Here is a 21526-nt window from a genome sequence, read left to right on the forward strand (position 1 = left end):
AAATCCGTCTATTTAGCAGGAAGTTTTAAAAATTTAGATCGTATGCATGCAGTGTTTGAAACACTGGTTAGCATGGATATTGAAGTCACTATTTCTGACCCCTTACAAAGTGGCGGCATTGATGGTTGCCTCTGCAGGATTAAAGAAGCAGACGTGACCTATATTCTCAACTTCGATGGTTATGTCGGTAAAAGTGTCGCGTTGGATATTGGTTTTGCGCTAGGTTTAGGTAAACCTGTTTTTGCTCTTGAACCGATCTCGGATCCTGATATTACTCATTTGCTTGCTGGTGTTACTGCACCTGAAGAGATAGCCAAACTCTTACAATAAATTAAAAGTGTTATTGATTGGCAACACTTGGCGCTTTTGAGTTCTAGCATCACCATTAATCCTGTTCAATTTAGTTCTAAGAATCAGTGGTACAGACAATGCAGTTTAAGATTGCCGATAAATTAACTCGTAATAGTTACATGGGCGCTATTTTTATTTTGTTGTTTTGGCCCACTGTGGTGTTTTGTGGCTCTTGGCTAATGTACGGTAAGGTCGGTTGGGAAACGCTAACCTACACTATCGCGGCTTCTACTGTTTTCGCCTTTTTGAATTATCGCGGTCGAAAGGCATTTCTCCACTACGCGAATCACCATTATATCGAAGTGACGGAAAAAGGTTTGATCACTTATGAGCCAGATAGCTACGAAGTATTGAATTGGGCAAATGTAAAATCGATAAAAGTAAAGCGTTCAAAGGGCGCCATTAAATCCATAAAACTCACTGGTACAAATGGTCTTCAGGCGGATCTATCAAGGTACCAAAATTTGGATTCTCTTTACGCTGAGATGCAAAAATTTATCGGAGAGAGACCATCAAATTAGTGTTTTTTTGCTTAAATCGGTTGTTTGTCTAGCAACTGATAAGCTAAAGAGAAAACAGAGAAAGCGAGACGTATTAATGCTAAACCCATCTGAAATTACCGTAGTAGAAGAGATAAAGCGAATCGATAGTTCATGGGAAACTGCACTCAACGAGGGCGACCGAAATGCCGTTGAGCAGTTGCTACACCCTGATTTTGTGTGGGTGCATAACAAGGCGGAAATGATCCAAAATTCCAAAGCCGACTTTTTGGAGTTTTTTAGGGTAGCATTCGAAAAGTCGGCATCTTTGCCCCGTGATATCAGGCGAGGTGTAAGGCGTTCTAGGGATGTGACCGCGCTTATACACGAGTCAACCGCAGTTGTGTTTGGTTATGTTGATGTAAAGAGGCCCGGTGGTGATAAGCAGCAAGCGGATGAGAGACCAGTACTTACATTCCACTTTATGCGTACTTACGTAAAGGGCGGACAGGATTATCAGTTAATTTCGAATCACACCATGTTATTGTCTGAAGAAGTGGAATAAGTGAGCACCATATAGGGTGATTTTGAGTTGCGTGCCCTGTATATCTGAGATTAGTTTGGAGTAAAGCGTTGGAAGTGAGAGAAATCGTTGAGTCTGATTGGCAGTCAATCTTGCGCATTCAGCATGGAAAAATCGATATAGCGGTTTGACATAGAGGCGCATTGTTGGAAAGCTATTTCTACTACCAGTGAAGGCATTCTTTCAGTGAATACTAATTGTATGAGGTTTGTTTGATGGCATATATTGCAAGTTGCTTATGCGGTGCTGTTTCACTAACAATCGAGGGTGAAGTGCGGCATGTGATGCACTGTCATTGCAGTATGTGTCGCAAGGCACACGGGTCAGCGTTTGCATCATATGGTTTGGTCGAAAAGGATAAAGTCAGAGTAGAGGGCGAGGAATACATTCAATCTTTCCAATCGTCAAAAAATACCGTTCGTACATTCTGCCGTCTATGTGGCTCTAATATCGAGTGGAAAGATAAGAGCGAATTTAATGAGAAGTACCGCTCTTTTTCTCTTGGGTTACTCGATAGTGAATTTACCCCTTCAAGCGAAGAGCATATCTTTGAATCTAGTACCCCTAACTGGTGTCCCACGTCTAAGAATAAGTGAGCGGTTCTGGCCTTTTAACATTTTTACTATCTGTCTTTAATGACAGGAGTTGTGTTTTTTTTTGATTGATATAGTCTTATTAATCATATAGATACAAAGCTCTATTGGCGGGTGGTTGGATATTAAGGCACAAGTTTACGATGTTTTTGTTGGAGATAAGGCCAAAGGGAACCCATGTGGTGTGCTCGAGTTAGAAGACTGGCTCAGCGATGCTAACTTGCTTTCGGCTGCCCGCGAACTCAATCAGCCAGTGACTTCTTTTGTTGTTAAGTCAGAGGGTCGCTTCAATATTCGTTGGTTTTCACTCGATGGTGAAATCAATTTATGTGGCCATGGTAGCTTGGGCGCAGGGGCTGCATTGATATCTAAGTATCAACTACCCGCGGTTACGTTATGCAGCGCTTATGGGGAAGTGGTCGTTACAAATACGTTAGCGCGTTTTAGTTTGACGCTCCCATCTTGGAAGGCAATTCCCAGAATATAGCCCCTCAATCACTTGGCGTTACCGAAACTATTGTAGAAACTTTTGTCACACGCGATCTAGTTTTGGTTTTACCTTCTCCATTAGCCGTGGCTCGTTTTGTACCTGATTTCGACAAAATAGAAGCCACCGATGGTTTTCACGCATTGATCGTGACTGCGAAAAGTTCAGAAAACAGTTATGTCCTGCGTTATTTTGCACCCCAAATTGGTATCCCAGAAGATCTTGCAACAGGCTCGGCGCAGTGCTCACTCGCTCCGTATTGGTTTAATCAACTGAATAAGAATCGATTGTCTGCACAGCAAATGTCTGCAACTGGTGGGTATTTTGAAGTGGAAAAAACATCAAGTTCGACGATTACTGTTTCAGCCGCAGTGAAACTTCGACAATCTATGGATATCGGTTAGGTATGGAACGCTTTAATATTGAGAATAACCGCGGATTCAAAAGCGACAGGCGCAAACGCTTGCTGGTACTTTCGTCCGTACTTGTTTTCCCATTCATGGTGCTGGTTTTTCACCTAACTACGTCTGTTTTTGGTCCTACGCGAGGCTATTTGATTGGTTTTGCTGTCTATTGGGCGTACTGCCTATTAGCTGTTCTACTTTTAGCTGATAAAACCGCATTATTGAAACTGTTTCGCTTCGATATCGTTTCCAAAAAATCATGGTTCTATGCTTTGGCTTGTTTTGTCCCGTTGGGCGGGGCGATTTATGTAAACTTTTTGCCCTACATTGATTCCATTAGGCTCATGGTTCTAGTTTTGTCCGCTGCTACCGCTTTATTAAATGGCTTTGTAGAAGAGTTGTATTGGCGTGGTTTGTATCTTTCCGAGTTTAAAAATAACGAAAAAATAGGGTTATGGCTTGCAACTGCTCTGTTTGGGATTTGGCATATCGCTTTGTTCACCATTAGTGATATTGCGTATGGTGGATTCGCCCCGTTGGTGTTTGGATCCGCGTTTATGGGCTTGTTATGGGCCTATTGCAGCAGAAAGTTAAACAGTATTTCTTTCCCAATAGCAGCTCATATCCTTGTAAATTTCTTTGCTTTTACAGGGCTGTATATTGCTAATGGTTTTGTTTCTTGAACTCGATAATTTGCAGTGACTTTATGCTGATTAGTTTAATCGAGTAATGATTGATAATGAGTTCTTCTCAAAGGAGTTTTGTGATGAAGGTGTTCCAAAGGTTGTTTGATAAAAAAATCGACTTCACTCCGCTGTATGGAACTTGGTATGACATGGTTAAGCTATCTTATGGTGGCGAAAGGATGACCCGCTCGGTTTTTCACAAAAATGGCGAAATAGAAGTATTTATTAAGCAGCGATACCCAGACGGAGACGAACATTATTTTGGTCAAGTGGGTACTTGGAGCGTTAAGAATAGTCAACTAATCGTGAATGTTGTTGATCAGAGTGATTCTCAGCACGTTCACGTATATCAAGTGTCTAGCCTTTCGGAAACCACCTGCACTTACACCCTGATAAACGAGGATGTGAAACAGACCAAACAACTGGCCGACAGTACGCTTAATGCAATTTGGAACACGTTTTTGTTAGATAAAACGATGCCTGAAATGCCAAGAGACTATCGCAAAGCTAAAGTCGGCGAAATGACTAGTGCAAACGGATAAAGAGTGTCTCTCTCCTTTGATATTGTCCTAGCGTGGGATAAGCAGTTCATAGGGATGTGCCAAGCGGAAGTGGTTGAAAAAAATCGGTTTTGTAAAAATCGCACAACAAGGGTACGATGATTATTAACAACTAATTATCATTTTGTTGTGGCTTTTAGTCACTAGACGATGGTCGATGTGATAAAGCCAAAGTTCATTAAACTGAGGTGATTGGTAGTGGTTCCTCCTCTACCTGCTCTACACCTTTCTAAGATCTATTTATAAAATCAATAAGTAAAGAATGGAGAGAGCATGTCTCAGCAGCTAAAAACGTCATCATCGAAGGTTCAAGATTTTTTATCTCAACACGGGCATGAGTTTGTTGTTCAGCAAATGCCCGCCTCTACTCGCACTGCTGCAGAAGCGGCTGATGCTATTGGGTGTACCGTCTCTCAAATAGCCAAATCTCTGATTTTCAAACATGGAGAGACCGGTGAGCCAGTATTAGTCGTGGCCTCAGGTACCAACATGGTGTGTACGGACAAAGTTAAACTCGCCACTGGCATTACGCTAGAAAAAGCCAATGCCACTTTTGTTAGAGAGAAGGTGGGTTATGCTATTGGCGGCGTGCCCCCAGTCGCGCACAACGATAAAGTTCATACTCTTCTGGATTCAGATTTGAAACAGTACGCTGAAATCTGGGCCGCTGCGGGTACACCAAATTCAGTATTTGCATTAAATCCTAAAAATCTAGGCGAGTTAACAAGCGGAACGTGGATCGATTTGTCTAAGCAATAGTTAGATTGACTCATTGGTACGTGTAGAGCTTCGCAATAATAAAAGGAGTCATTGGTGAAACTGCAATATCGCACTGCTCATAGAGGGGATTTAACTGCGCTGGTTTCTATGCTGGCCAATGATCCTTTAGGCAAAACCAGAGAGGATAACGCCACGCCAATAAATCCCGCCTATATTGAGGCTTTCAAGGCGATTAACGCTGACCCAAATAATGATCTACTGATTGCAGAGCTAGAAGGGAAAATAGTGGGCATGCTACAGCTAACTTATATCCCTTATCTCACACATATCGGTAGTTGCGTTGCCTAGTGGAAGGGGTAAGAGTTCGCGAGAGTGTTCGCGGGCAAGGTATTGGAGAAAAACTGTTTGAACACGCTATAGCTTGTGCGAAAGCAAAAGGCTGCCACTTGATACAGCTCACTAGCGACAAAGCTCGCCCGGAGGCAATTAGGTTTTATGAAAAGCTCGGCTTTAAAGCGACACATGAAGGGCTTAAACTAGCGTTAAAGTAATTTTTAACAAGAGAATAGAGTGTGGAAATCTTTGCTTTCTCAAATGATGTTTAGTCGATTGAAGCTTTATACCTAAACAAAGCAATTTGACGTTACCCATTGAATACAAGAAATTTGCCCACATATCAATGGGTAAACCTATCTACACCACTAACGCTATTTGTCATTTATAGCGATTCTAAAACAATACTGAATCTATGCTGTTATGGCGCTCACGCCTTTGCTGTGGACTCAACTAAAAATACAAGCGACCTATTTTGGCTTAAGTATCAAATTAGTTTGTCGCAAAACACAACGTTTTATAGGTAAGGATTGAATGCTAGCTACAAAAATTGAAACCGAACGTTTAGTACTCCGCCCGCTAGACAATAACGATGCTCATAACTTGTTTACTATTTTTTCTGATCATACCGTGATGCGCTACTGGAACACCGAGCCTTGGTCTACTTTGCAAGACGCAGAGAGGTTTATTAGCAGCAGCGCTGATTCCATGCAAAAAAATGAAGAACTGACGTTAGGAGTCTTTCTTAAAGAAAGCCAAGGATTACTTGGGAAAATTATGCTCTTTCAATACCACAAAGAGTCTAAAAGAGCAGAAATTGGTTTTGGTATCAGCCTCAGGCATGGGGAAAAGGGATCGTGTTTGAAGCCGCGAGCGCCATTATTGATTATGCCTTCGGAACATTGAACTTACGTAGAATCGAAGCGGAAATAGATTCAGATAATGTTCTTTCTGGAAAGGCATTAGAGAGATTAGGTTTTGTTAAAGAAGGTTTGTTAAGGCAGCGTTGGGAAATTAATGGACACGTTTCAGACTCAGTGCTTTACGGTTTACTTGCCGAAGATTGTGATTACTAATATAAGGTAAAAATGACTTAATCCTGCCGAGTGTTACAAGTCTATCTGAACATTTGCTTCTGTATTACCAGCCTTAAGTCATGGGCTGGTAATGTCAATCATGCTTTAGCCTGTATTTACAGAGTTAGAGCGCCACAAATCCCACCGGCTATTTAAGCTACAATAATAACTCAGCTCTGAAATGTGAAGAGGTTCATGGGTTTAGATAAATTTATTCACTAGAACGATAACCCCCTAACAATCTAAGATTAAGTTGGATTAACATATGAAACTCAATGCTTTATCTTGAGTTTTCCTCATTGGTTTGTCCAAATGTTGTTCTACAAGGTTGGCGAACAAAATAAACGCGAATAGGTAAAACAAGTAAGAGAAATAAACGCTCGTAGTTGTCATTGTTAAGGAATCAGAGTATGAGCAAAGCTTTCAAACTAAAAGCAGCAGATATTAAACCCTTTGTCATTGGGATAGGTGCCTGCTTAGCCACTGATATGATTACCGTAGAAGGTAAACCTGTGCTGTATATGTACCGTGAAACGCCAGAAGACGAAGTAGATAGCGGCTGGCGATTTATGAGCGGCTACGAAACACCAGAATACCTTGATATTCAAGAACACAGCGGTATTTACGATGTTAACACCATAGCCAATTATGATCCTAGCATAATCAGGCATTTAAATGCCGAAATCGGTGCCTCGTTCGAAAGAGAGTCGGACTTAGAACCGTTTGTGAGAGTGGAAGAGTAGGGGCTATGTACCGCCCTAGTTATGCACCATGCTCTACAAGCGACGTCCGGCCAACTTTCCTAGACACGCGCGTTGCTAATTTTTCCTAAGAATACAGTAACGTGACCATATAAAGACTTAACAGATAAACTCACCGACTTTGCTGAAGAGCCTCTGTTCATAGACACCCAATAGAGTGAAAAGGGTGCCTATGAATCAGGTGGTTAGAGAATAATCCTACGGATTTTTCTTCTTTTGGTTTGACTGTTTTTGGCTTGGTTTTAGTCGTTGCTTTTTTCGGTGACGCTGCGTAAGTAGACTTGCGTGCAATACTGTGGTTTTTGATTTCTGACGTATTGCCTTTTACTACGCTTATGTATGCCAACTTGGGCAGTACTTTCGTTACTTTGACTGTCGCTACTTTAATTTCGTCTCGACCTAAGCTCTCTTTCGTTACAGGATCGATGAACTTTTCACCTAGATTGAATACGTCAAAGTACTGGCCTTGCTTGACCGTATTGCCACCTGAATTTAGTACTAAAGAACCGTTATCTCCGACCAACACAACCAAAGGGTAAATGTTGTCTTTGAGTTGGCTGAATACTTTTTTAGAGGCAATATCAATCAGTAGGCTCAAGTTATTGCGGCTGGAGGTGGTAGGAATAGTAGATGACCACTTGACTTGATTATGTACGACGTCAAGAATCTTAAACTCTACTAAAACTTTGGAGTCGTAGTACGTTTTAACGTCTTTAATACTCTCCCCTGTCAATTCGACTTTGCGAGACTTATCAACCACACGTTTTTGCGTATTGGCTTCAATAACTTTTCCGTATACAAAATACTGTAACGACGGATCTTGCTTGTTGTTAAGTACTTTGAATTTCCTATCTTGAACTAAGAGTTCTTCGACTTTCTTACCAATAGTCGTTCCTTTAGGGCCGGAGAAGTCGCCCACCGCTATCGTTCTCCTGTTGGCATTCAGGTCTTTAATCTTGTCTCTAGGATCAACTTTAACTCTGACTTCTAACCGAACTTTACAAGCATCATTTGAACACTTTTCACTTAAAATTCTGTATTTTACGTCACCTCGCGTGTAGGTGGTTGTTCCGTCTGCCATCACGTCAACTAGCTGCTTAGTTTTGCCGTCGCTCGCTGACAACAGTAATGAGGAACGAGAACTTTCAATTGAAACACCAGATACTTGCTCTACTGCTCGTCTTAACCCGACGTCTATCGCTTGGTCTAACGTGTCACCCTGTCCTGTGGTTAGAACCTTTTCATAACTTGCTGCAAATGAGCCAAATGAAAATACGGTCGCAACAAACAATAATATAAAACGCTTACTCATGATTAGAAATCCGCTGCATCAAACATATCTTCTGATTCGGCAGAATTAATGCTATCAGATGGAGATTCAGCATTTAGTGCTTCTTGATCCAACTTTTCAGCACTCATACCACTTGCCATATTTTTCGCACTAACGATCTTTTTGGGATGCCAAACCAGTACCGTTCCGACCATCTCATGCCCAAGCACTGGATGCTTGCGGCGCCATTCAAATTCAGTACTCACACCAGTCATATTTTGAACGTTTGAAGTCATCGACGCACTTTGTTGTACCGATTTTATCAACTCATTAACTAGACCTGACGATTTTTTTCGAACTGCGCCTGCGATCAAGTCAAATTGTTCGGATTTACTGACTCGGTTCTCTTCTGAAGTTGATTCTTGGAAATCGCCGTTTAAGTTGTATGTTTGCGCTAAGCTTGCCCAAGCATTATTGGTAGCAAAGCTTTTCGCCGCTTTGCGTTCTATTTTTCTTTCAGCGGCAGAAGTAGTGTAAGTGACCCCTGCTTGGCCATAAGAAATTAACATTGGGTAACCTTCCGAGTCATAAGAGACTTGAGTGCCCACTTTCAGATATAGACTGTCTTTTTGGTTATAGAACATGTCATAGATAGAGCTCATGTTCGGGTTTGCCTTGTCCTTCTGAGGAGCGATTTGTCCTTCAGAATCGATCATAGCGCGCACTTGATCGCGCTTGTTGGCAGACAGTGCAAGTGCAACCCCGACAGTGCCTTGGCCTGAATCCCTTATTTCTTCGAATGTTTTGATAACCATCATGCCAGCTAAGTCACCATAAGAAGACCTAACTGTTTGTTTAACAACAGATTCCTTGAATAGATCTCGCTTAATCGATGGTGGGGCAGCTTCAAATTCTTTTGGATCTATACCCATCTCTTGGAGCTCTTTGTCGAGTTTTCCTTCAAGCACTGCAACAACTTTGTCCAAGAAGCTAACCATCTTAGAGTCACTTTTGAAGTCTTCTTCTGTCGGTGTTGGTAAACCGCTGTTTTTGGTCATTGAATAAAGCATATTGTTTTCAACACTGGTGTTCAGCGTTTGCAAGTACGCTTTTTGAGCTTCCAATACTGCTTTGTCCAACGCAGCGGCTCGATACTCTGTCCATCTAGGATCGTTGCGTTCCGCCATAATCTCTGCAGAACCCGAATAGACAAAAACACGATGCTGCTTACCTTGGTTATGCAAAGTTCGTTTTACTTTTGCGACATATGCTTCTAATTTTTCATCAATGACGTCAGCAGTATCGACGTCGTTGTTAACTTGAACAACATCTTTATCTGTTTGCTCTCCCGCGACTTCTTCGGTTATTTCAGCGGTCACAGCAGTATTGACTAACTTCTCTTCCTCGGATGCAACCGTCGGCAGTGATATGCCTGCCACCAACAATGCTGCAAGTAACTTGTTCAATTTCATTATTATTTACCCAACTTATTCCCTAAAAAGTAATAGGCAGTAAATACTGCCTATTCTTCATTGTTGATTACCAGCTAACACTTGAACCATCGGCTACTTTGCCGACGACTCTTTCCCCTTCCCAATAAGCAAGACCGTTTTCAATGTTAGTTAACGACATCTGGAAATAGTACTCTATACGGGTGTCGCCATTGTCTAAAGTTGAGTCGCGCTGAAGGATCTTACCCGATAGGCTAAAGTCGGGTGCTAAAACTTGGTTATCACCTTTAACACTTGATTGCTTGACCATTTTTGAATCTTTCAACTCACGCATTTCCTTTGTAGCGTCATCTTCACCAAACGCGGTGGTGACGAGGAATTTTCCGGATTGAAGTAACTTGACTCGTAGCGATTTCGTTAGCTGGTCGGTGTCTAAGCGCTGCATTGTGTCGTTCTCAATATCACTCACATAAACAATATAACGCCCCCCTACATCCGCTTGTGGGTGAGTCATCAACTTACTTGCGATGATTTCATCCGCCATTTCGTTTGCCGCTTTAGAGAAGTCAGCATAAGAAAGTGCCGCAACCACGTTTTTTGTTGTATCTGCAGCATCGATATAAGATGTTGTTGTTTTACAGCCAGCTAAACTCATCGCGGCAATTACAGCTGCAATAGCTAATTTTTTCATTGTGTTTTCCTCAAATATTTACGACTTTTACAGATGGTGGGACTATCGGAGATACGGCTTTTACGTAGATAATATGTTTCTTGGACTCGCTATCGAGCTCAACCGGAATAGTGAAAGAGCCCGCTTTAATTTCTACTTTGTTGTCTTTCGCTTTAACCCGAGTTGCCTGAAACTCGCTTGGCAGCGCAGAGAAAGTTCGAATATCGCACCAGTGGTTGCCATTTGGAAAATTGCAAATACATCGCCAAGTAGAGCGTTTTCATCTTTAACTTGTTTTTGAGCGATTGTCTTCAAAGTAACTCTTGTTACTTCACGCGCTAAGATGTACGGGAAATCCTGATCAAATTCAGCGCTAATGATCTTATCCATGTCTGCAATAGTCTCTGTTTTAGAACCATTAGCAGTGATGTTATCAAAAGCGACGCCGCGTTCTTTTAGTGTCGGTATTGCAATACCTGCATATGTGACATTATTAGAGAGCAAGAAAATTGGTAAATCTAGACGTCGTTCTTCTTTAATTGCTGATTTCCCGTTTTCAAAAATGACCCAAACTTGATCTTCAAGTTTTGATTGGCTTCGACTTTTCGCCATACTCTGAGCCAACTGATAGTCAGCTTTTGCTACTGGAGAACCAGTTAGAGAGTAAACGCGTTTAAACGAGTTGGAGGCTTTTTCAAAGTCTGACTTAGATTTACCTGTAACGAGCAAATTAAGGGCGTAAGAATACGTAGTAAAAGGATTTACATAGCCTTCATAAGGTTTCCATTGACCTTGTTCAATGCCAGCATTTTTGAGTGCCTTTTTGGTGTAACCAGACTCCATGGTTTGTTTAACCAGCATACTCGATTCGCCAGCTTCTTCTTTTATTTCTTCAGTTCGTTCTTTTATGATATCTGCAAAATGTTGGGCAGCTCGACGCTGACGCTCTTCTGCTCTATTAAGTTCGACACGAGCATTTTGAAAATCATGGGTTGCTATAAAGTTCCACGCTTTAATAGTGTTAGTCATGATGCCATCGTAATGCGATTGCTCATAAGCCAACATTGCGTCGTTTCCGATCATGGAACCAACAAACTCAGCTCCTTCTGAAACTGTGCTTTCGGTGTCTTCTTCTTTCATCATTGTCTCGGTTGCATCAAGCAACTTCGTCGACAACTCGTAATCACCGGCGTAGTTTAACGTCGCTCCAGCTTGTAATGTCCAAAGTAGATCATCTGTCTCTCCAGATTCTTCGTCATAACCCGCATGCTCCAAAGCCACCTTGGACGCCCCCGAAAAATCACCAGAATCAAGCTTAGTATTAAAGCTATCGAAGTCATTTTTCTGGATAATACTTGTACAACCTGACAGTATAGCAATACTAATTACACTGCTAATGAATTTAATTTTCATAGACTTATTAACTCATTTATTATTTAACTAACTGAATTTTATATATGAGTCATGTCTTATAGCTACTGAGGCAATAGCAATCAAGTGGGTATTGGTGTGGAAATTAACACTTTTTGTAACACCAGAACTTTATGTGGAATTTACTTGATGTAAATCATTAATCTAATAATTAATTTCCGCACTAAGTTCTTGATAAAGTTATCAAATAAGGCACTTTTAGTGCCTTTGAAATTATTGGCCAATCCTCAATGGTAGCCTGTTTTTTAAGCGTGCATTCATGAGGTGAGTCAAATGCGATTTTCTAGTGAATTGCTCCAAAGGGAAACTATTAACAAGCGTTTTACTGATGAGTGTAATATTAAAATCATTAAACAAGTCTCTTAAATTAGTGTGAATTGTCTTTTTACCAGTACTGCGCATATAAGTACGGAGCTTATTACTAATAAGTTGCTATTGCTCGATTTTTCTTTTTTCTGTCTTTATATTTTGCTTAGGTAAACTTGATATACTAGATGCCAGCAAGTTTCATTGTGCCATTGTTTTTGGACGTCAATTACGGGAGATAACTGGCAAACACGATGACACCAAAGCAAATCAGAATCACCCCTGCGCTTCTTTCAATTATGTGTATCCCTTTCGCGAGGTATGTTTGCACGCGGGGTTGTCCAATCGTGGCTGCAATGAGTAAATTCCAAAGCAAAACAATGAGGAACATCCAGACGCCAGACGTAATTTGCTGAGCAAGCGTGACTTCATTTCCTAGAATGACTGCCATAAGACTCATATAAAACAGAGCATTCTTGGGGTTGAGTATTGCGGAGTTGAGCCCAAGTAGCAGTTGCTTGATCGCAGAGGGGACTTTCTCTTGCTCTGTATCCCAAATGGCGTCACTTTTTTTACTTTGAATAAGTTTGGAACCTATCCAAAGAAGGTAGAGGGCCCCTGATATCTCAACGAAAGAAAAGGCCATTTGATTGTCACGAATACTAGTCCAGCCCAGTATTGTTACTGCAATGTAGATTGCATTTCCAATTGCGATTCCAAGGCATATATACCGACTACCACGCAACCGATGACGAAGTGAATGGGCGACAATTAGAAAAAAATCTTGCCCTGGGCTTAACAATGCAACGAAATGAGCCAAGGCAAGCATTGGGAAAGCGGCGGGAAGAAGTGATGAGAACAACATAAGTCTTTACCTATAATCAAAAATTTTTCGGACTATAGGATTTTTCGCTTACAAATTATTGTCGAAAATTGACGTCATCTGTTGATATTGTCTTGGTGTTGAAGCGGTATAGTTAACAAAAGCTCGGTGGAGCTGGCTCTGATCTGAAAAGCCAACTTCAGTAGCCACATCAACGATGTTCATACCGCTTTTCAAAAGTAACTTCGCTTTTTCTACACGATTATTGTTTAAAAAGGATTTAGGGGTGATACCAAAGTGATTCTTAAAGTTACGAATTAATGATTCTTTAGAGCGTCCGAGCTCTTTTGACATAATGTCTAAAGGAGAGGGCTGAGCGATATCCCTCAATAAGCGGTGTTTCAATTTGCTTGCTAACTCGTCACTATTCTCGGCTTCCCGTTGCGGGGAACAGAAGTTACTCAGCAAGTTAAGCAGATGTGCATCCAGTTCTGAAGCAACGTTTTGAGCTCCTTGGGCACTTAGTGTGCTGACCAAAGCCGAGAGCTGGGTACCAATGTCTTGCTGATCCAGTTTGTATTGATCACAGCGAAATTGAGTGACCTCATACCCATATAGCGCAGAAAGCATTTCGCAGCACCAGTCATTGTCGACATAAAGCATGTGGTAACTGCGGGGGATATCATTAACAGGGTTACACGCGTGAACCATATTAGGCTCAATGATAACAATGTCGCCTTTGTCGAGGATTATTTGCTCTTCTGGCATTGATAGACAGGTCGAGCCCGACTCAATTAGCCCAATTGACAACTCAGAATGGTAGTGAGCTTTATAACTTTGCGTACTGTTATAAGTAGTGCGAATGGTCAAATGTGGAATAGATTTGCTGTTCCAAAAACGCTGATTGATATCACGAACAGTAGCCCTCACTGGATTCCCCTAAAGCTTAAGTTTACGTTATCGTATTCCACGCTAAAGTTTTGCGCAATGGCTGAAGATAAATATGCAAACTTAATAAATACTGAGCTGCGAAGAATAGATAAGGCGAGTTGATAAGCGAATATTGCAGTTCAATACAATTGTTTTTTCTTGCAGGAGATTATTGAGTTTAAGATGCTGATTACTTAAGCAATGACGTTTTAGGTTGATCGCAAAATCAATAAGTTGCTGTAATAGTGGCACGAATAACTTGCTTTAAACACTGCGATTAGACACTGTTGTTTGTCTATTTGGTATCAGCCTCTAACATCTCAGTATTGGTAAGCATCTATGAAAAAATCTATTGTTCCCCAAGAATTTAGACATTACTTTGACGATTGGCACTTTTCGCCAGTTATAGAAGCAGATGGTACTTGCTACCTTTCTGGTGTCACTGCCGCGCGCAAAGATAAACTCATTAGTCTCGACCCAGAAGAGCAGTTTCACGACGCTTTTTACAAGCTTGGTATCTATTTGAAAGCGGCGGGTTTGAGTTATGACGATATCCTAGAAATGACAACGTTTCACATCGAGCTAAAAAAGCACATTGATGTCTTCTCAAGAGTCAAAGACCAATACATCAAAGCGCCTTATCCAGCGTGGTCGGCCATTGGTGTATCGGAGTTTATCCCAGAAAATGCGCTCGTAGAGATGCGCGTTGTAGCTAAGAAATAGCGATAGAAACAGCAAGTTGGCTTTTTTTGTCTAACTTGCTGTTATTTAAAGCTAAATTTTGTCATTGTTTGACTCTCTTCAGATTTTTGATTGTTTAAAGCCGCTAAAGTACAAATGGTTATCAATAGATCTGTTTTGCCCTGTATAAGGGTGCCTGAAGTATAACTCCGCATCTAATCCTTAATACGCACTGGTAAACAGTAAGCATGATTAACCAAAGGTTTGAACCTAGGAAGTACAATGAAATTGTTTACGTTTTTTTTAATCTCCGTTGTTGCGTCTTCGTGCAGCTTTGTTATTCATGTCGCCACGGTTGAATGGCTTCCGTCTTGGGTGGCTACTCAAATGGAAGGGCTGACTGTACAGCCGTCTTGGAACGTGAGATTTGTCGCTTTGCTAACGGCAGTAGAATACGGCATAGCCGCGAGTTTACTCTATGTATTAGCGAGAGAAAGACTTATAACTTTTGGCAGGTTTAACGCTTCTTTAATACTGGGAGTGTTGTTAGCGGCGCTCCATGGCGCGTTTATAAGGCAACCACTTATGGATTGGGTTGTGGGAAATCCAATTCATGTAGTGATAGTTCAAAATGCATTTCAATGGTTAGTGTGGCTCTTAATGGCGGTAGTTGTGGTGTTTGGTTTAGAAAGATCACTCTACGAGAACAAACTGTCTTACTGAGCGTCTCGAAAACAGGTATTTTGATGCGCTTGGTTTGCTTCGTTGGACTAAATGATTGGTTTGTCAATGGTCAGTGGTTAACTCGTTTAAGCTTGATCTAATGTCTGCAATAGTGATGAACAGTTTGTTTTCAGCGTCTTGAAATTCGCGAAAACCATAACGTTCATAGAAATGTTTCGCACCGTCTTTGGAATCCACGATAACAACTGGAAATGCAACGCTATCACTAGCAGTTAATAGCTTTCGCAGAGCATCGATAAGCAGCCACTCGCCAAACCCTTTCCCTTTGTATCGATCATCCACAGCGAGACGAGCAATGAGACCACCAGAGGTAGATGATTGATGCTTCTTTTGTAACTTATCGGGCAATGTCTTTAGGTCAATTGGTGTCATTGTTAGTGTGTAGAAGCCGATGATATGTGATTTTTCATTATCATCTTCTAAAACAAACGTTCTGGTGTTGTCTTTCTTGGCTTGCTGACTCGCCATTACTTTTAAGTAATTATTGAGAGCTTCGATGCCACAGTTGAATCGGTTTCTATCGTGCTTAGCTTTATCTAGCAGTATTGTATTCATGATTGAGTTTTGCTCTCGTAGCGACGAGCAGCAGATATTAGTTTTGAGTTCTTTGTTGCGGGGCGGTCTAATGCATCCATGAGCAACATAGCATCAGCTTGGCTCAGCTTTAAAGCTTGTTCACGTTCGATGACTTGTTTTGCTTTTTCGATTGCAGCGCTTAGAACAAATGAGTTGATACTAGACATGCCAGCTATTGCGGCAGCCTTAGTAAGTAAGTCTTGTGTATCGGCATCAACTCTAGCAGTGATACGAGGCAAAGTAGTAGCCATGTGTTATCTCCAATTGTGGGAAAATGTCACATGGTCATTATGATCTTAAAATGTGCAATAAGCAATCTATGTGTCACTTTGGCACGTAAATTAACAGCGTTCAAGGTTTCAAGGCATTGTTATGTACAGAACTGCTATTTCTAAGAAAGGAGTGAGAAATTAAGAAAATCTCACTCCTTCAGTTGCTTAAGTTTCTAAGCAGTTACTTCCTCATGTTCTTCTACTTGATTTAGGCTGTTACGAGTAGTGCCTATTAAGGCAAACTGGATCATATCTTGTATCTGGAGTTCTAGCTTGTACGGTGTATTGAACAAGGAGTGACTGTAATACCAGTTTTTCATTGGACCGATGTTAAATAAGCCTCGATCTTCCTTGTTGCTTTTGGACGTTACACTGAAATTGCGTGTTGCCCAGATTTGTCGCAACTGGCCATAGGTCAATGACCAATGTTCGGGAGTTCCTTTGTAGAAAAAAACAGAAGTGTCATCCTGTGCGGAAGGGTCATAAATAGCTTCTAAATCTGCGACACCTTGTAAAACTTGACATTTTATCTCTTTCATAACATATCCTTTGGTTTAATTTAGCCAACTGTTTGTACTAAGTACTCGGTACATGGTTAAGAGTAGACGCAAACATTAAATGTGCGGCCAGTTGCTCATGGTGGGTTTTGAAGAGAATTTGGCGTGCGCGGTATTTTCATTCGCGACGATCCAGCGGGTATGTAAGATCGAGTAAGATTTACCGCAGCTTGGGGTTTGGAAAATGCGGCCAGCTCAGCCTCAACCGAAGATACTTTCGGCGATCTTTTCTTTTTCTTTTGCAGTTCTTTCTAAATGAAGTTCGAGAAAATCAGCAGCTTCAGCTAACTTTGCTTCTTCGATCAACGTGAGAAGTTGTATATGCTCTTCACACTCTTTTTTAGGAATAGGGCGTTTTCCATTCACGTTGAATTCTATTAGTCGGCGTAGGCGGTTGACCCGTTTTAATGCATCCAACAAAAAAAGGTTGCCAGACATAGCGACAATGGATTCATGAAACAACACGCCAGCGTTAAACATCTCTGCAGCGGAGACCAGTTTTTGCTTGTTGTTTAAGATTTCGATTTGCGCGAGTTTCAACATCTGTATTTGAGCGGTATCGATATGAAAACTCGGTTCTCTCAATGCTTCGGGTTCGATGAGCTTTCTAAATCGGTAACTTTGCATATAAGCAGAGGGGGATGAAATAAACTCGTTAAACTCCCAGCCATAACCTAAACTTCGCGTTAGCCAACTTTCCTTTTCCATGGTGATTAACGCTTCTTGAACGCTTTTACGCCCAAGCGAGTATCGTTTGATTAAATCGTTTTCGGTAAAGTTTTTGTCTAACTTTCCTGAAAGGTAGTCTTGGCCAATTTGATAACAGATTGGGTCTAAATCGTGATATTGATTACTTTCATGAGAGGGGGATTGTGTGTGATTCGCTTTTGGTACTCTTTCTAGAAAAAATCCTTGGTTGGGTTTTTTAACCAAATATCCAGACTCTTGCAGAGCGAGAAACGCATTTCTAATTGGGGTTCTCGATACTTTAAGTTCCTTTGAAAACTCAACTTCTTTAATGTGCGCCCCTTGGCTAAGGCCTTGCTTAATCACAAGTTCGATCACTCGACTCGCAAGTATTTCCGCAGACGTTGGTTTACTTTGGCTCATATTCCACTCGTTAGGTTTTTGCCCACACAAGGACATTCTTTTTATCTATTGCCGCTTATCGCCAGACACCATTTGGCCGGTTCAACAGTATTACTGATAAATTGTATTTTGTGAATACTTTGTATTATTCGTGTGTTTTTGCTTAAGAGTTGTGTTGTATTTCACATATTCAAAATACAATCAATGTTTGTTTTAGAATGAAAATTTCGACTCAAGAAAGATCTTTTTATACATATAGTATTGAAATTTATAGATATTAGTATCTTAGTTCCATCGATTTTTCGTCAATCTACCCCCTCTTTCCATTGTTGACAAAATGTTATCGCTAGGTAATAAAATGTATTTTGGAATCACAAAGAACAATTTATTATGACCAGAATAGCTTTAATACATGCAGTAGACATTGCGATTGAGCCTATCACCAAGGCGTTTAATGAACTATGGCCTGAAACTGACATCATCCATCTGTGGGATGAGACATTAAGTATTGAACGAGCTAAGTGCGCCGAGCTGACTCCATTTTTGTACAAGCGCATAGCGCTTTTGTATGACCTCGCGGTGTCGTCTCAAGTGGATGCGATCATGTTTACCTGCTCAGCCTTCGGAAGTGCGATAGAGGAGGTTGCCAAAAACGCAGATATTCCGGTGATAACGCCTAATCAAGCGATGTTTGAACAGGCTATCAGCTCCGCTAGTCAAGTCGGTTTACTAGGAACGTTTTCACCTGCCATGAAAGGAATGGAAAAAGAGTTCTTAGCTGCGAGTAATCATTCGGCGACCAAATTGAGTGTGTTGTGTGTCAGCGAAGCCAGAGATGCGCTTCTGGCCGGAGAAACAGATAAACACAATCAAAAGCTGTTGGAAGGAGCAAAGCGCCTTTCAGATTCAGAGGTCATTATGATCGCTCATTTCTCTTCCTCTATTGCTAAATCGTTGATTGAGAAAAAGTGTCAAAAAACAGTTTTGTCGAGCCCAGAATGCGCGGTTCGTTACCTAAAGAAAGCACTGTCGAGTTAACCCTAAAACGTGAGAGATACCAATGAAACTATTAGTTCTACCAGGGGATGGAATTGGCCCCGAAATTACACAAGCTGCCATTACCGTTTTGAATGCAGCAAATGATAAATACAAGCTTGGGCTGCACTTCGATTATGACGACGTTGGTTTTGATAGTTTAAAAAAGTATGGAACAACGTTAAGACAAGAGACGTTGGAAGTGGCAAAAACTTATGACGGCATCATATTAGGCACGCAGTCTCACGCCGATTACCCCAAACCAGAACAAGGGGGGCGTAACGTGTCGGCCGGATTCAGAATAGGTTTAGATCTTTATGCCAACGTTCGTCCGGCGCGCTCTCGCGAATTTCTTCCCACCAATATGAGCGAAGGCAAAAGTATAGATCTCGTCATTATGCGTGAAGCGACGGAAGGGTTTTATCCTGATCGAAACATGACAGAAGGTTGGGGGGAAGTAAAACCTTCACCGGATATGGCGTTATCGATAAGAAAGATTACCCGTCATTGTTCAGAGCGGATCGCGAGAAAAGCATTTGAATTGGCGATGTCACGCAATAAAAGAGTGACCGCCATACACAAAGCGAACAGTTTTCATATGACAGATGGCCTCTTTTTAGAAGCGGTAAATGAGATAGCAAAAGAGTTCCCAGAAGTTGAAGTCGATGACTTGTTGGTCGATGCATCTACCGCGCATCTTGTCCGCACCCCAGAACGATTCGACGTCTTGGTCGCAACCAACTTTTACGGCGACATTATTAGTGACTTAGCCAGTGAGCTATCAGGCAGTTTAGGTCTTGCAGGTTCTATGATGGCTAGTGATGAGCACTGTTGCGCTCAGGCTCAACACGGCAGCGCTCCAGATATAGCGGGGCAGGATATCGCGAATCCAACTTCCATGATTTTGTCCGTCGCTATGCTCGTCGAGTGGATGGGCGACAAACATCAAAGACCGGACTTGATAGCCGCATCGAAATCGATAACCGCCTCAGTAGACGCGACACTTGAAAATCCCAACTATCGAACCCCTGATTTAGGCGGGAAATTGGGTTGCAAGGCGTTCAGTCAAGCGGTGGCAAAAAACCTGTCTAATAGCCCTTTTTAACGTAAATCCAAGTTGTATCAATAATCAAAACTATAAGTGAAACAGTAAAGTACCTAAATGAACAGAGAGGAAATACTCATGTCCCTATTGAAAAAATTTGTTGCGCTATTGACGTGTGCAACATTGGTAGTATCACCTACAATTTTGGCAGACGAGACGGATTATCCAAGTGAAAGATTGAACTACACCATTGCCTTTGGGCCTGGTGGAGGGAACGATCTTATGTCTCGCACCGTTGTGGAAATTCTAAAAAAGTACAAGTTTTACGACCAAACAATCCGCGTAGACAATCTTGCTGGCGGTAGTGGTGCTGTCGGTTTTAATTATGTTGCGCAGCAAAGTGGAAATCCCTATTACCTCACTTCGACCAGCGGTAATTTCCTCGGTACTCCTTTAGTGTCGAACACCGGTTGGACATATGAAGACTTCACCCCAATTGGCCTTTTAGCACAGGATGCTATGTTTATTGTGGTTCGTGCGGATTCACCCTTTAAGACGGCAAAAGACTTTGTCGACTATGCCAAGGAGAATCGAGTGACTATCGGTGGAACAGGTGCTGCTGGGCCAGAACGCGTGGTCGCTAGCCTCTTTGCTGAAAGCGCAGGCTTTGATTACGACTATGTTCCGTCACAGGATGGCGGCGGCATGGTGACCTCTCTTACTTCACAAAGCGTTGATGCCATTGTCGCTAACCCTTCCGAAGTTTCGGGTCAAATCAAAGCGGGTAACTTTCGACCTTTGGCATATTCAGAGGCTCAGCGCAGTACCGTCTACAAAGATGTACCTACTTTTAAAGAACAAGGCTATGACTTTGCGTTTTCATTACCTAGAGGGGTAGTGATGCCTAAAGGTGTTGATAAAGACATTCAGCAATGGTGGGTGCAGACTTTACAAAAAGTAGTAGAAACGCCGGAATGGCGTGATTACTTAACGACAAATAGCTTGTCTGGAAACACGGTTTGGGGGGATGACTTTGCAACCAATCTCTCCTCGACAAATGCTGACTTTAAGCGAGTGCTAACTCAGATTGGTGCAATCAAGTAACTGGATCAGAAGGTGCAGTTGCTAGCTGCACCTTCGAGGAGTTGTTATGCGTTTTTGGTTTTCATTGAGCACCTTTGTATTTGCAGTAGGTTTTACGCTTATGGGTATCAGTACTCTCGACTTGTTTGATTTTAACGGTCGACCGGGGCCGGGATACTTTCCTTTAATCATTGGCATGGGTTTGGTGATTTGCACCAGCATAAATGTGTTCAAAGATGGGAAAAATAGGCATCGAATATCCTCTTCTGATGGGGATGAAAAATCACTTTATATCAGCGATACAGTGGTCATGGTTGCTTGTATTTCACTATTGGTATTCACACTAAATTTCCTTGGTGCAGTTTTGTCTATGGTGGCGTTTTGCATGTCATTTCTAGCTTATTTTAATCGAGGAAAACACTGGCAAAACGGGTTGTATTCACTGGCATTTCCTCTGTGTGTTTATTTGCTATTTGACGTGTGGTTACAGGCTGGATTGCCTGACGGACTGCTGCGTTCTTTCTTTTGAT

Annotated in this window: 25 protein-coding genes and 3 pseudogenes; 18 read left to right on the forward strand and 10 right to left on the reverse strand. The window is 41.7% G+C overall.

Annotation, left to right across the window (positions count from 1 at the left end):
• The 12 genes and pseudogenes from BLO31_RS10180 to BLO31_RS10225 form a co-directional block, all read left to right on the forward strand.
• On the forward strand, positions 1-330 hold a 330-nt coding region (locus BLO31_RS10180; RefSeq protein ID WP_245688461.1), incomplete at its 5' end, for a nucleoside 2-deoxyribosyltransferase.
• A 98-nt stretch (positions 331-428) separates the two neighbouring features.
• Positions 429-872: a hypothetical protein gene (locus BLO31_RS23505; protein WP_070965555.1), complete on the forward strand. Its 444-nt coding sequence runs from the start codon at positions 429-431 to the stop codon at positions 870-872.
• A gap of 76 nt (positions 873-948) precedes the next feature.
• The gene (locus BLO31_RS10190) at positions 949-1395 is read left to right on the forward strand and encodes a nuclear transport factor 2 family protein (RefSeq protein ID WP_070965559.1); all 447 of its coding nucleotides are present in this window, start codon (positions 949-951) and stop codon (positions 1393-1395) included.
• Between the two features lie 233 nt (positions 1396-1628).
• Positions 1629-2009, forward strand: a complete 381-nt coding sequence (locus BLO31_RS23120; protein WP_084659754.1) for a GFA family protein — start codon at positions 1629-1631, stop codon at positions 2007-2009.
• Between the two features lie 121 nt (positions 2010-2130).
• Positions 2131-2897, forward strand: a pseudogene (locus BLO31_RS25040) (PhzF family phenazine biosynthesis protein).
• A 149-nt stretch (positions 2898-3046) separates the two neighbouring features.
• Entirely contained in the window at positions 3047-3580 is a 534-nt protein-coding gene (locus BLO31_RS10200; protein WP_217495118.1) for a CPBP family intramembrane glutamic endopeptidase, read from the forward strand.
• 83 nt (positions 3581-3663) lie between these two features.
• A complete protein-coding gene (locus BLO31_RS10205; protein WP_070965566.1) occupies positions 3664-4125 on the forward strand; it encodes a hypothetical protein in 462 nt (153 codons plus the stop codon).
• 291 nt (positions 4126-4416) lie between these two features.
• Positions 4417-4902, forward strand: coding sequence for a YbaK/EbsC family protein (locus BLO31_RS10210; protein WP_070965569.1), 486 nt, complete (start codon positions 4417-4419; stop codon positions 4900-4902).
• 54 nt (positions 4903-4956) lie between these two features.
• Positions 4957-5414, forward strand: a pseudogene (locus tag BLO31_RS10215) (N-acetyltransferase family protein).
• A gap of 316 nt (positions 5415-5730) precedes the next feature.
• Positions 5731-6119 (forward strand): annotated as a pseudogene (locus tag BLO31_RS10220) (GNAT family N-acetyltransferase); the annotation flags it as partial.
• Positions 6099-6272 (forward strand): GNAT family N-acetyltransferase, encoded by a 174-nt coding sequence (locus BLO31_RS24440; protein WP_245688487.1) that lies wholly within the window; start codon positions 6099-6101, stop codon positions 6270-6272. The pseudogene BLO31_RS10220 and the gene BLO31_RS24440, both read left to right, overlap by 21 nt.
• 410 nt (positions 6273-6682) lie before the next feature.
• Positions 6683-7015: a DUF2185 domain-containing protein gene (locus BLO31_RS10225; RefSeq protein ID WP_070965572.1), complete on the forward strand. Its 333-nt coding sequence runs from the start codon at positions 6683-6685 to the stop codon at positions 7013-7015.
• A 157-nt stretch (positions 7016-7172) separates the two neighbouring features.
• Here BLO31_RS10225 and BLO31_RS10230 read toward each other — a convergent pair whose 3' ends face one another.
• From BLO31_RS10230 to BLO31_RS10255, 6 genes are all read right to left on the reverse strand, one after another.
• Complete coding sequence (locus tag BLO31_RS10230; RefSeq protein ID WP_070965577.1) at positions 7173-8345, reverse strand: hypothetical protein; 1173 nt, start codon at positions 8343-8345, stop codon at positions 7173-7175.
• Positions 8346-8347: 2 nt separating this feature from the next.
• Positions 8348-9775 carry a DUF6844 domain-containing protein gene (locus tag BLO31_RS10235; protein ID WP_070965580.1) on the reverse strand — a complete coding sequence of 476 codons (1428 nt, stop codon included), beginning with the start codon at positions 9773-9775 and terminating at the stop codon, positions 8348-8350.
• A 67-nt stretch (positions 9776-9842) separates the two neighbouring features.
• A complete protein-coding gene (gene lpoB, locus BLO31_RS10240; RefSeq protein WP_070965584.1) occupies positions 9843-10445 on the reverse strand; it encodes a penicillin-binding protein activator LpoB in 603 nt (200 codons plus the stop codon).
• A gap of 132 nt (positions 10446-10577) precedes the next feature.
• Entirely contained in the window at positions 10578-11837 is a 1260-nt protein-coding gene (locus BLO31_RS10245; protein ID WP_245688462.1) for a COG3014 family protein, read from the reverse strand.
• A 553-nt stretch (positions 11838-12390) separates the two neighbouring features.
• Complete coding sequence (locus tag BLO31_RS10250) at positions 12391-13026, reverse strand: LysE family translocator (protein WP_070965588.1); 636 nt, start codon at positions 13024-13026, stop codon at positions 12391-12393.
• A 48-nt stretch (positions 13027-13074) separates the two neighbouring features.
• Positions 13075-13914 (reverse strand): AraC family transcriptional regulator, encoded by an 840-nt coding sequence (locus BLO31_RS10255; RefSeq protein ID WP_070965590.1) that lies wholly within the window; start codon positions 13912-13914, stop codon positions 13075-13077.
• A 339-nt stretch (positions 13915-14253) separates the two neighbouring features.
• Here BLO31_RS10255 and BLO31_RS10260 point away from each other — a divergent pair, with 339 nt between their 5' ends.
• Complete coding sequence (locus tag BLO31_RS10260; protein WP_070965593.1) at positions 14254-14637, forward strand: RidA family protein; 384 nt, start codon at positions 14254-14256, stop codon at positions 14635-14637.
• Positions 14638-14877: 240 nt separating this feature from the next.
• Positions 14878-15318: a hypothetical protein gene (locus BLO31_RS10265; RefSeq protein ID WP_070965597.1), complete on the forward strand. Its 441-nt coding sequence runs from the start codon at positions 14878-14880 to the stop codon at positions 15316-15318.
• A 63-nt stretch (positions 15319-15381) separates the two neighbouring features.
• Here BLO31_RS10265 and BLO31_RS10270 read toward each other — a convergent pair whose 3' ends face one another.
• From BLO31_RS10270 to BLO31_RS10285, 4 genes are all read right to left on the reverse strand, one after another.
• Entirely contained in the window at positions 15382-15897 is a 516-nt protein-coding gene (locus tag BLO31_RS10270; protein WP_070965600.1) for a GNAT family N-acetyltransferase, read from the reverse strand.
• Complete coding sequence (locus tag BLO31_RS10275) at positions 15891-16166, reverse strand: type II toxin-antitoxin system TacA family antitoxin (protein WP_070965603.1); 276 nt, start codon at positions 16164-16166, stop codon at positions 15891-15893. The genes BLO31_RS10270 and BLO31_RS10275 overlap by 7 nt, the downstream gene beginning before the upstream one ends.
• 194 nt (positions 16167-16360) lie before the next feature.
• Entirely contained in the window at positions 16361-16726 is a 366-nt protein-coding gene (locus tag BLO31_RS10280; RefSeq protein WP_070965607.1) for a hypothetical protein, read from the reverse strand.
• A 219-nt stretch (positions 16727-16945) separates the two neighbouring features.
• Positions 16946-17854: a GntR family transcriptional regulator gene (locus BLO31_RS10285; protein WP_070965610.1), complete on the reverse strand. Its 909-nt coding sequence runs from the start codon at positions 17852-17854 to the stop codon at positions 16946-16948.
• 369 nt (positions 17855-18223) lie between these two features.
• Here BLO31_RS10285 and BLO31_RS10290 point away from each other — a divergent pair, with 369 nt between their 5' ends.
• The 4 genes from BLO31_RS10290 to BLO31_RS10305 all read left to right on the forward strand — a co-directional run bounded on the left by BLO31_RS10290 (position 18224) and on the right by BLO31_RS10305 (position 21525).
• Positions 18224-18871, forward strand: a complete 648-nt coding sequence (locus BLO31_RS10290; RefSeq protein WP_070965613.1) for an aspartate/glutamate racemase family protein — start codon at positions 18224-18226, stop codon at positions 18869-18871.
• 22 nt (positions 18872-18893) lie between these two features.
• Positions 18894-19973 carry an isocitrate/isopropylmalate dehydrogenase family protein gene (locus tag BLO31_RS10295; RefSeq protein ID WP_070965616.1) on the forward strand — a complete coding sequence of 360 codons (1080 nt, stop codon included), beginning with the start codon at positions 18894-18896 and terminating at the stop codon, positions 19971-19973.
• A 78-nt stretch (positions 19974-20051) separates the two neighbouring features.
• On the forward strand, positions 20052-21017 hold the full coding sequence (locus BLO31_RS10300; protein WP_175443205.1) for a Bug family tripartite tricarboxylate transporter substrate binding protein: 966 nt from the start codon (positions 20052-20054) through the stop codon (positions 21015-21017).
• 46 nt (positions 21018-21063) lie between these two features.
• A complete protein-coding gene (locus BLO31_RS10305; RefSeq protein WP_070965619.1) occupies positions 21064-21525 on the forward strand; it encodes a tripartite tricarboxylate transporter TctB family protein in 462 nt (153 codons plus the stop codon).
• Position 21526 lies beyond the last annotated feature (1 nt).

Origin of the sequence: Vibrio sonorensis (assembly GCF_001854765.1) — a bacterium.
Taxonomy (GTDB): domain Bacteria; phylum Pseudomonadota; class Gammaproteobacteria; order Enterobacterales; family Vibrionaceae; genus Vibrio; species Vibrio sonorensis.

What these genes read in the sequence shown, in the direction of transcription:
- BLO31_RS23505 (WP_070965555.1), top strand. Translation starts at nt 429, where the DNA reads ATGCAGTTTAAGATTGCCGATAAATTAACTCGTAATAGTTACATGGGC.
- BLO31_RS10190 (WP_070965559.1), top strand. Translation starts at nt 949, where the DNA reads ATGCTAAACCCATCTGAAATTACCGTAGTAGAAGAGATAAAGCGAATC.
- BLO31_RS23120 (WP_084659754.1), top strand. Translation starts at nt 1,629, where the DNA reads ATGGCATATATTGCAAGTTGCTTATGCGGTGCTGTTTCACTAACAATC.
- BLO31_RS10205 (WP_070965566.1), top strand. Translation starts at nt 3,664, where the DNA reads ATGAAGGTGTTCCAAAGGTTGTTTGATAAAAAAATCGACTTCACTCCG.
- BLO31_RS10210 (WP_070965569.1), top strand. Translation starts at nt 4,417, where the DNA reads ATGTCTCAGCAGCTAAAAACGTCATCATCGAAGGTTCAAGATTTTTTA.
- BLO31_RS10225 (WP_070965572.1), top strand. Translation starts at nt 6,683, where the DNA reads ATGAGCAAAGCTTTCAAACTAAAAGCAGCAGATATTAAACCCTTTGTC.
- BLO31_RS10230 (WP_070965577.1), bottom strand. Translation starts at nt 8,345, where the DNA reads ATGAGTAAGCGTTTTATATTATTGTTTGTTGCGACCGTATTTTCATTT.
- BLO31_RS10235 (WP_070965580.1), bottom strand. Translation starts at nt 9,775, where the DNA reads ATGAAATTGAACAAGTTACTTGCAGCATTGTTGGTGGCAGGCATATCA.
- lpoB (WP_070965584.1), bottom strand. Translation starts at nt 10,445, where the DNA reads ATGAAAAAATTAGCTATTGCAGCTGTAATTGCCGCGATGAGTTTAGCT.
- BLO31_RS10245 (WP_245688462.1), bottom strand. Translation starts at nt 11,837, where the DNA reads ATGAAAATTAAATTCATTAGCAGTGTAATTAGTATTGCTATACTGTCA.
- BLO31_RS10250 (WP_070965588.1), bottom strand. Translation starts at nt 13,026, where the DNA reads ATGTTGTTCTCATCACTTCTTCCCGCCGCTTTCCCAATGCTTGCCTTG.
- BLO31_RS10260 (WP_070965593.1), top strand. Translation starts at nt 14,254, where the DNA reads ATGAAAAAATCTATTGTTCCCCAAGAATTTAGACATTACTTTGACGAT.
- BLO31_RS10265 (WP_070965597.1), top strand. Translation starts at nt 14,878, where the DNA reads ATGAAATTGTTTACGTTTTTTTTAATCTCCGTTGTTGCGTCTTCGTGC.
- BLO31_RS10275 (WP_070965603.1), bottom strand. Translation starts at nt 16,166, where the DNA reads ATGGCTACTACTTTGCCTCGTATCACTGCTAGAGTTGATGCCGATACA.
- BLO31_RS10280 (WP_070965607.1), bottom strand. Translation starts at nt 16,726, where the DNA reads ATGAAAGAGATAAAATGTCAAGTTTTACAAGGTGTCGCAGATTTAGAA.
- BLO31_RS10285 (WP_070965610.1), bottom strand. Translation starts at nt 17,854, where the DNA reads ATGAGCCAAAGTAAACCAACGTCTGCGGAAATACTTGCGAGTCGAGTG.
- BLO31_RS10290 (WP_070965613.1), top strand. Translation starts at nt 18,224, where the DNA reads ATGACCAGAATAGCTTTAATACATGCAGTAGACATTGCGATTGAGCCT.
- BLO31_RS10295 (WP_070965616.1), top strand. Translation starts at nt 18,894, where the DNA reads ATGAAACTATTAGTTCTACCAGGGGATGGAATTGGCCCCGAAATTACA.
- BLO31_RS10300 (WP_175443205.1), top strand. Translation starts at nt 20,052, where the DNA reads ATGTCCCTATTGAAAAAATTTGTTGCGCTATTGACGTGTGCAACATTG.
- BLO31_RS10305 (WP_070965619.1), top strand. Translation starts at nt 21,064, where the DNA reads ATGCGTTTTTGGTTTTCATTGAGCACCTTTGTATTTGCAGTAGGTTTT.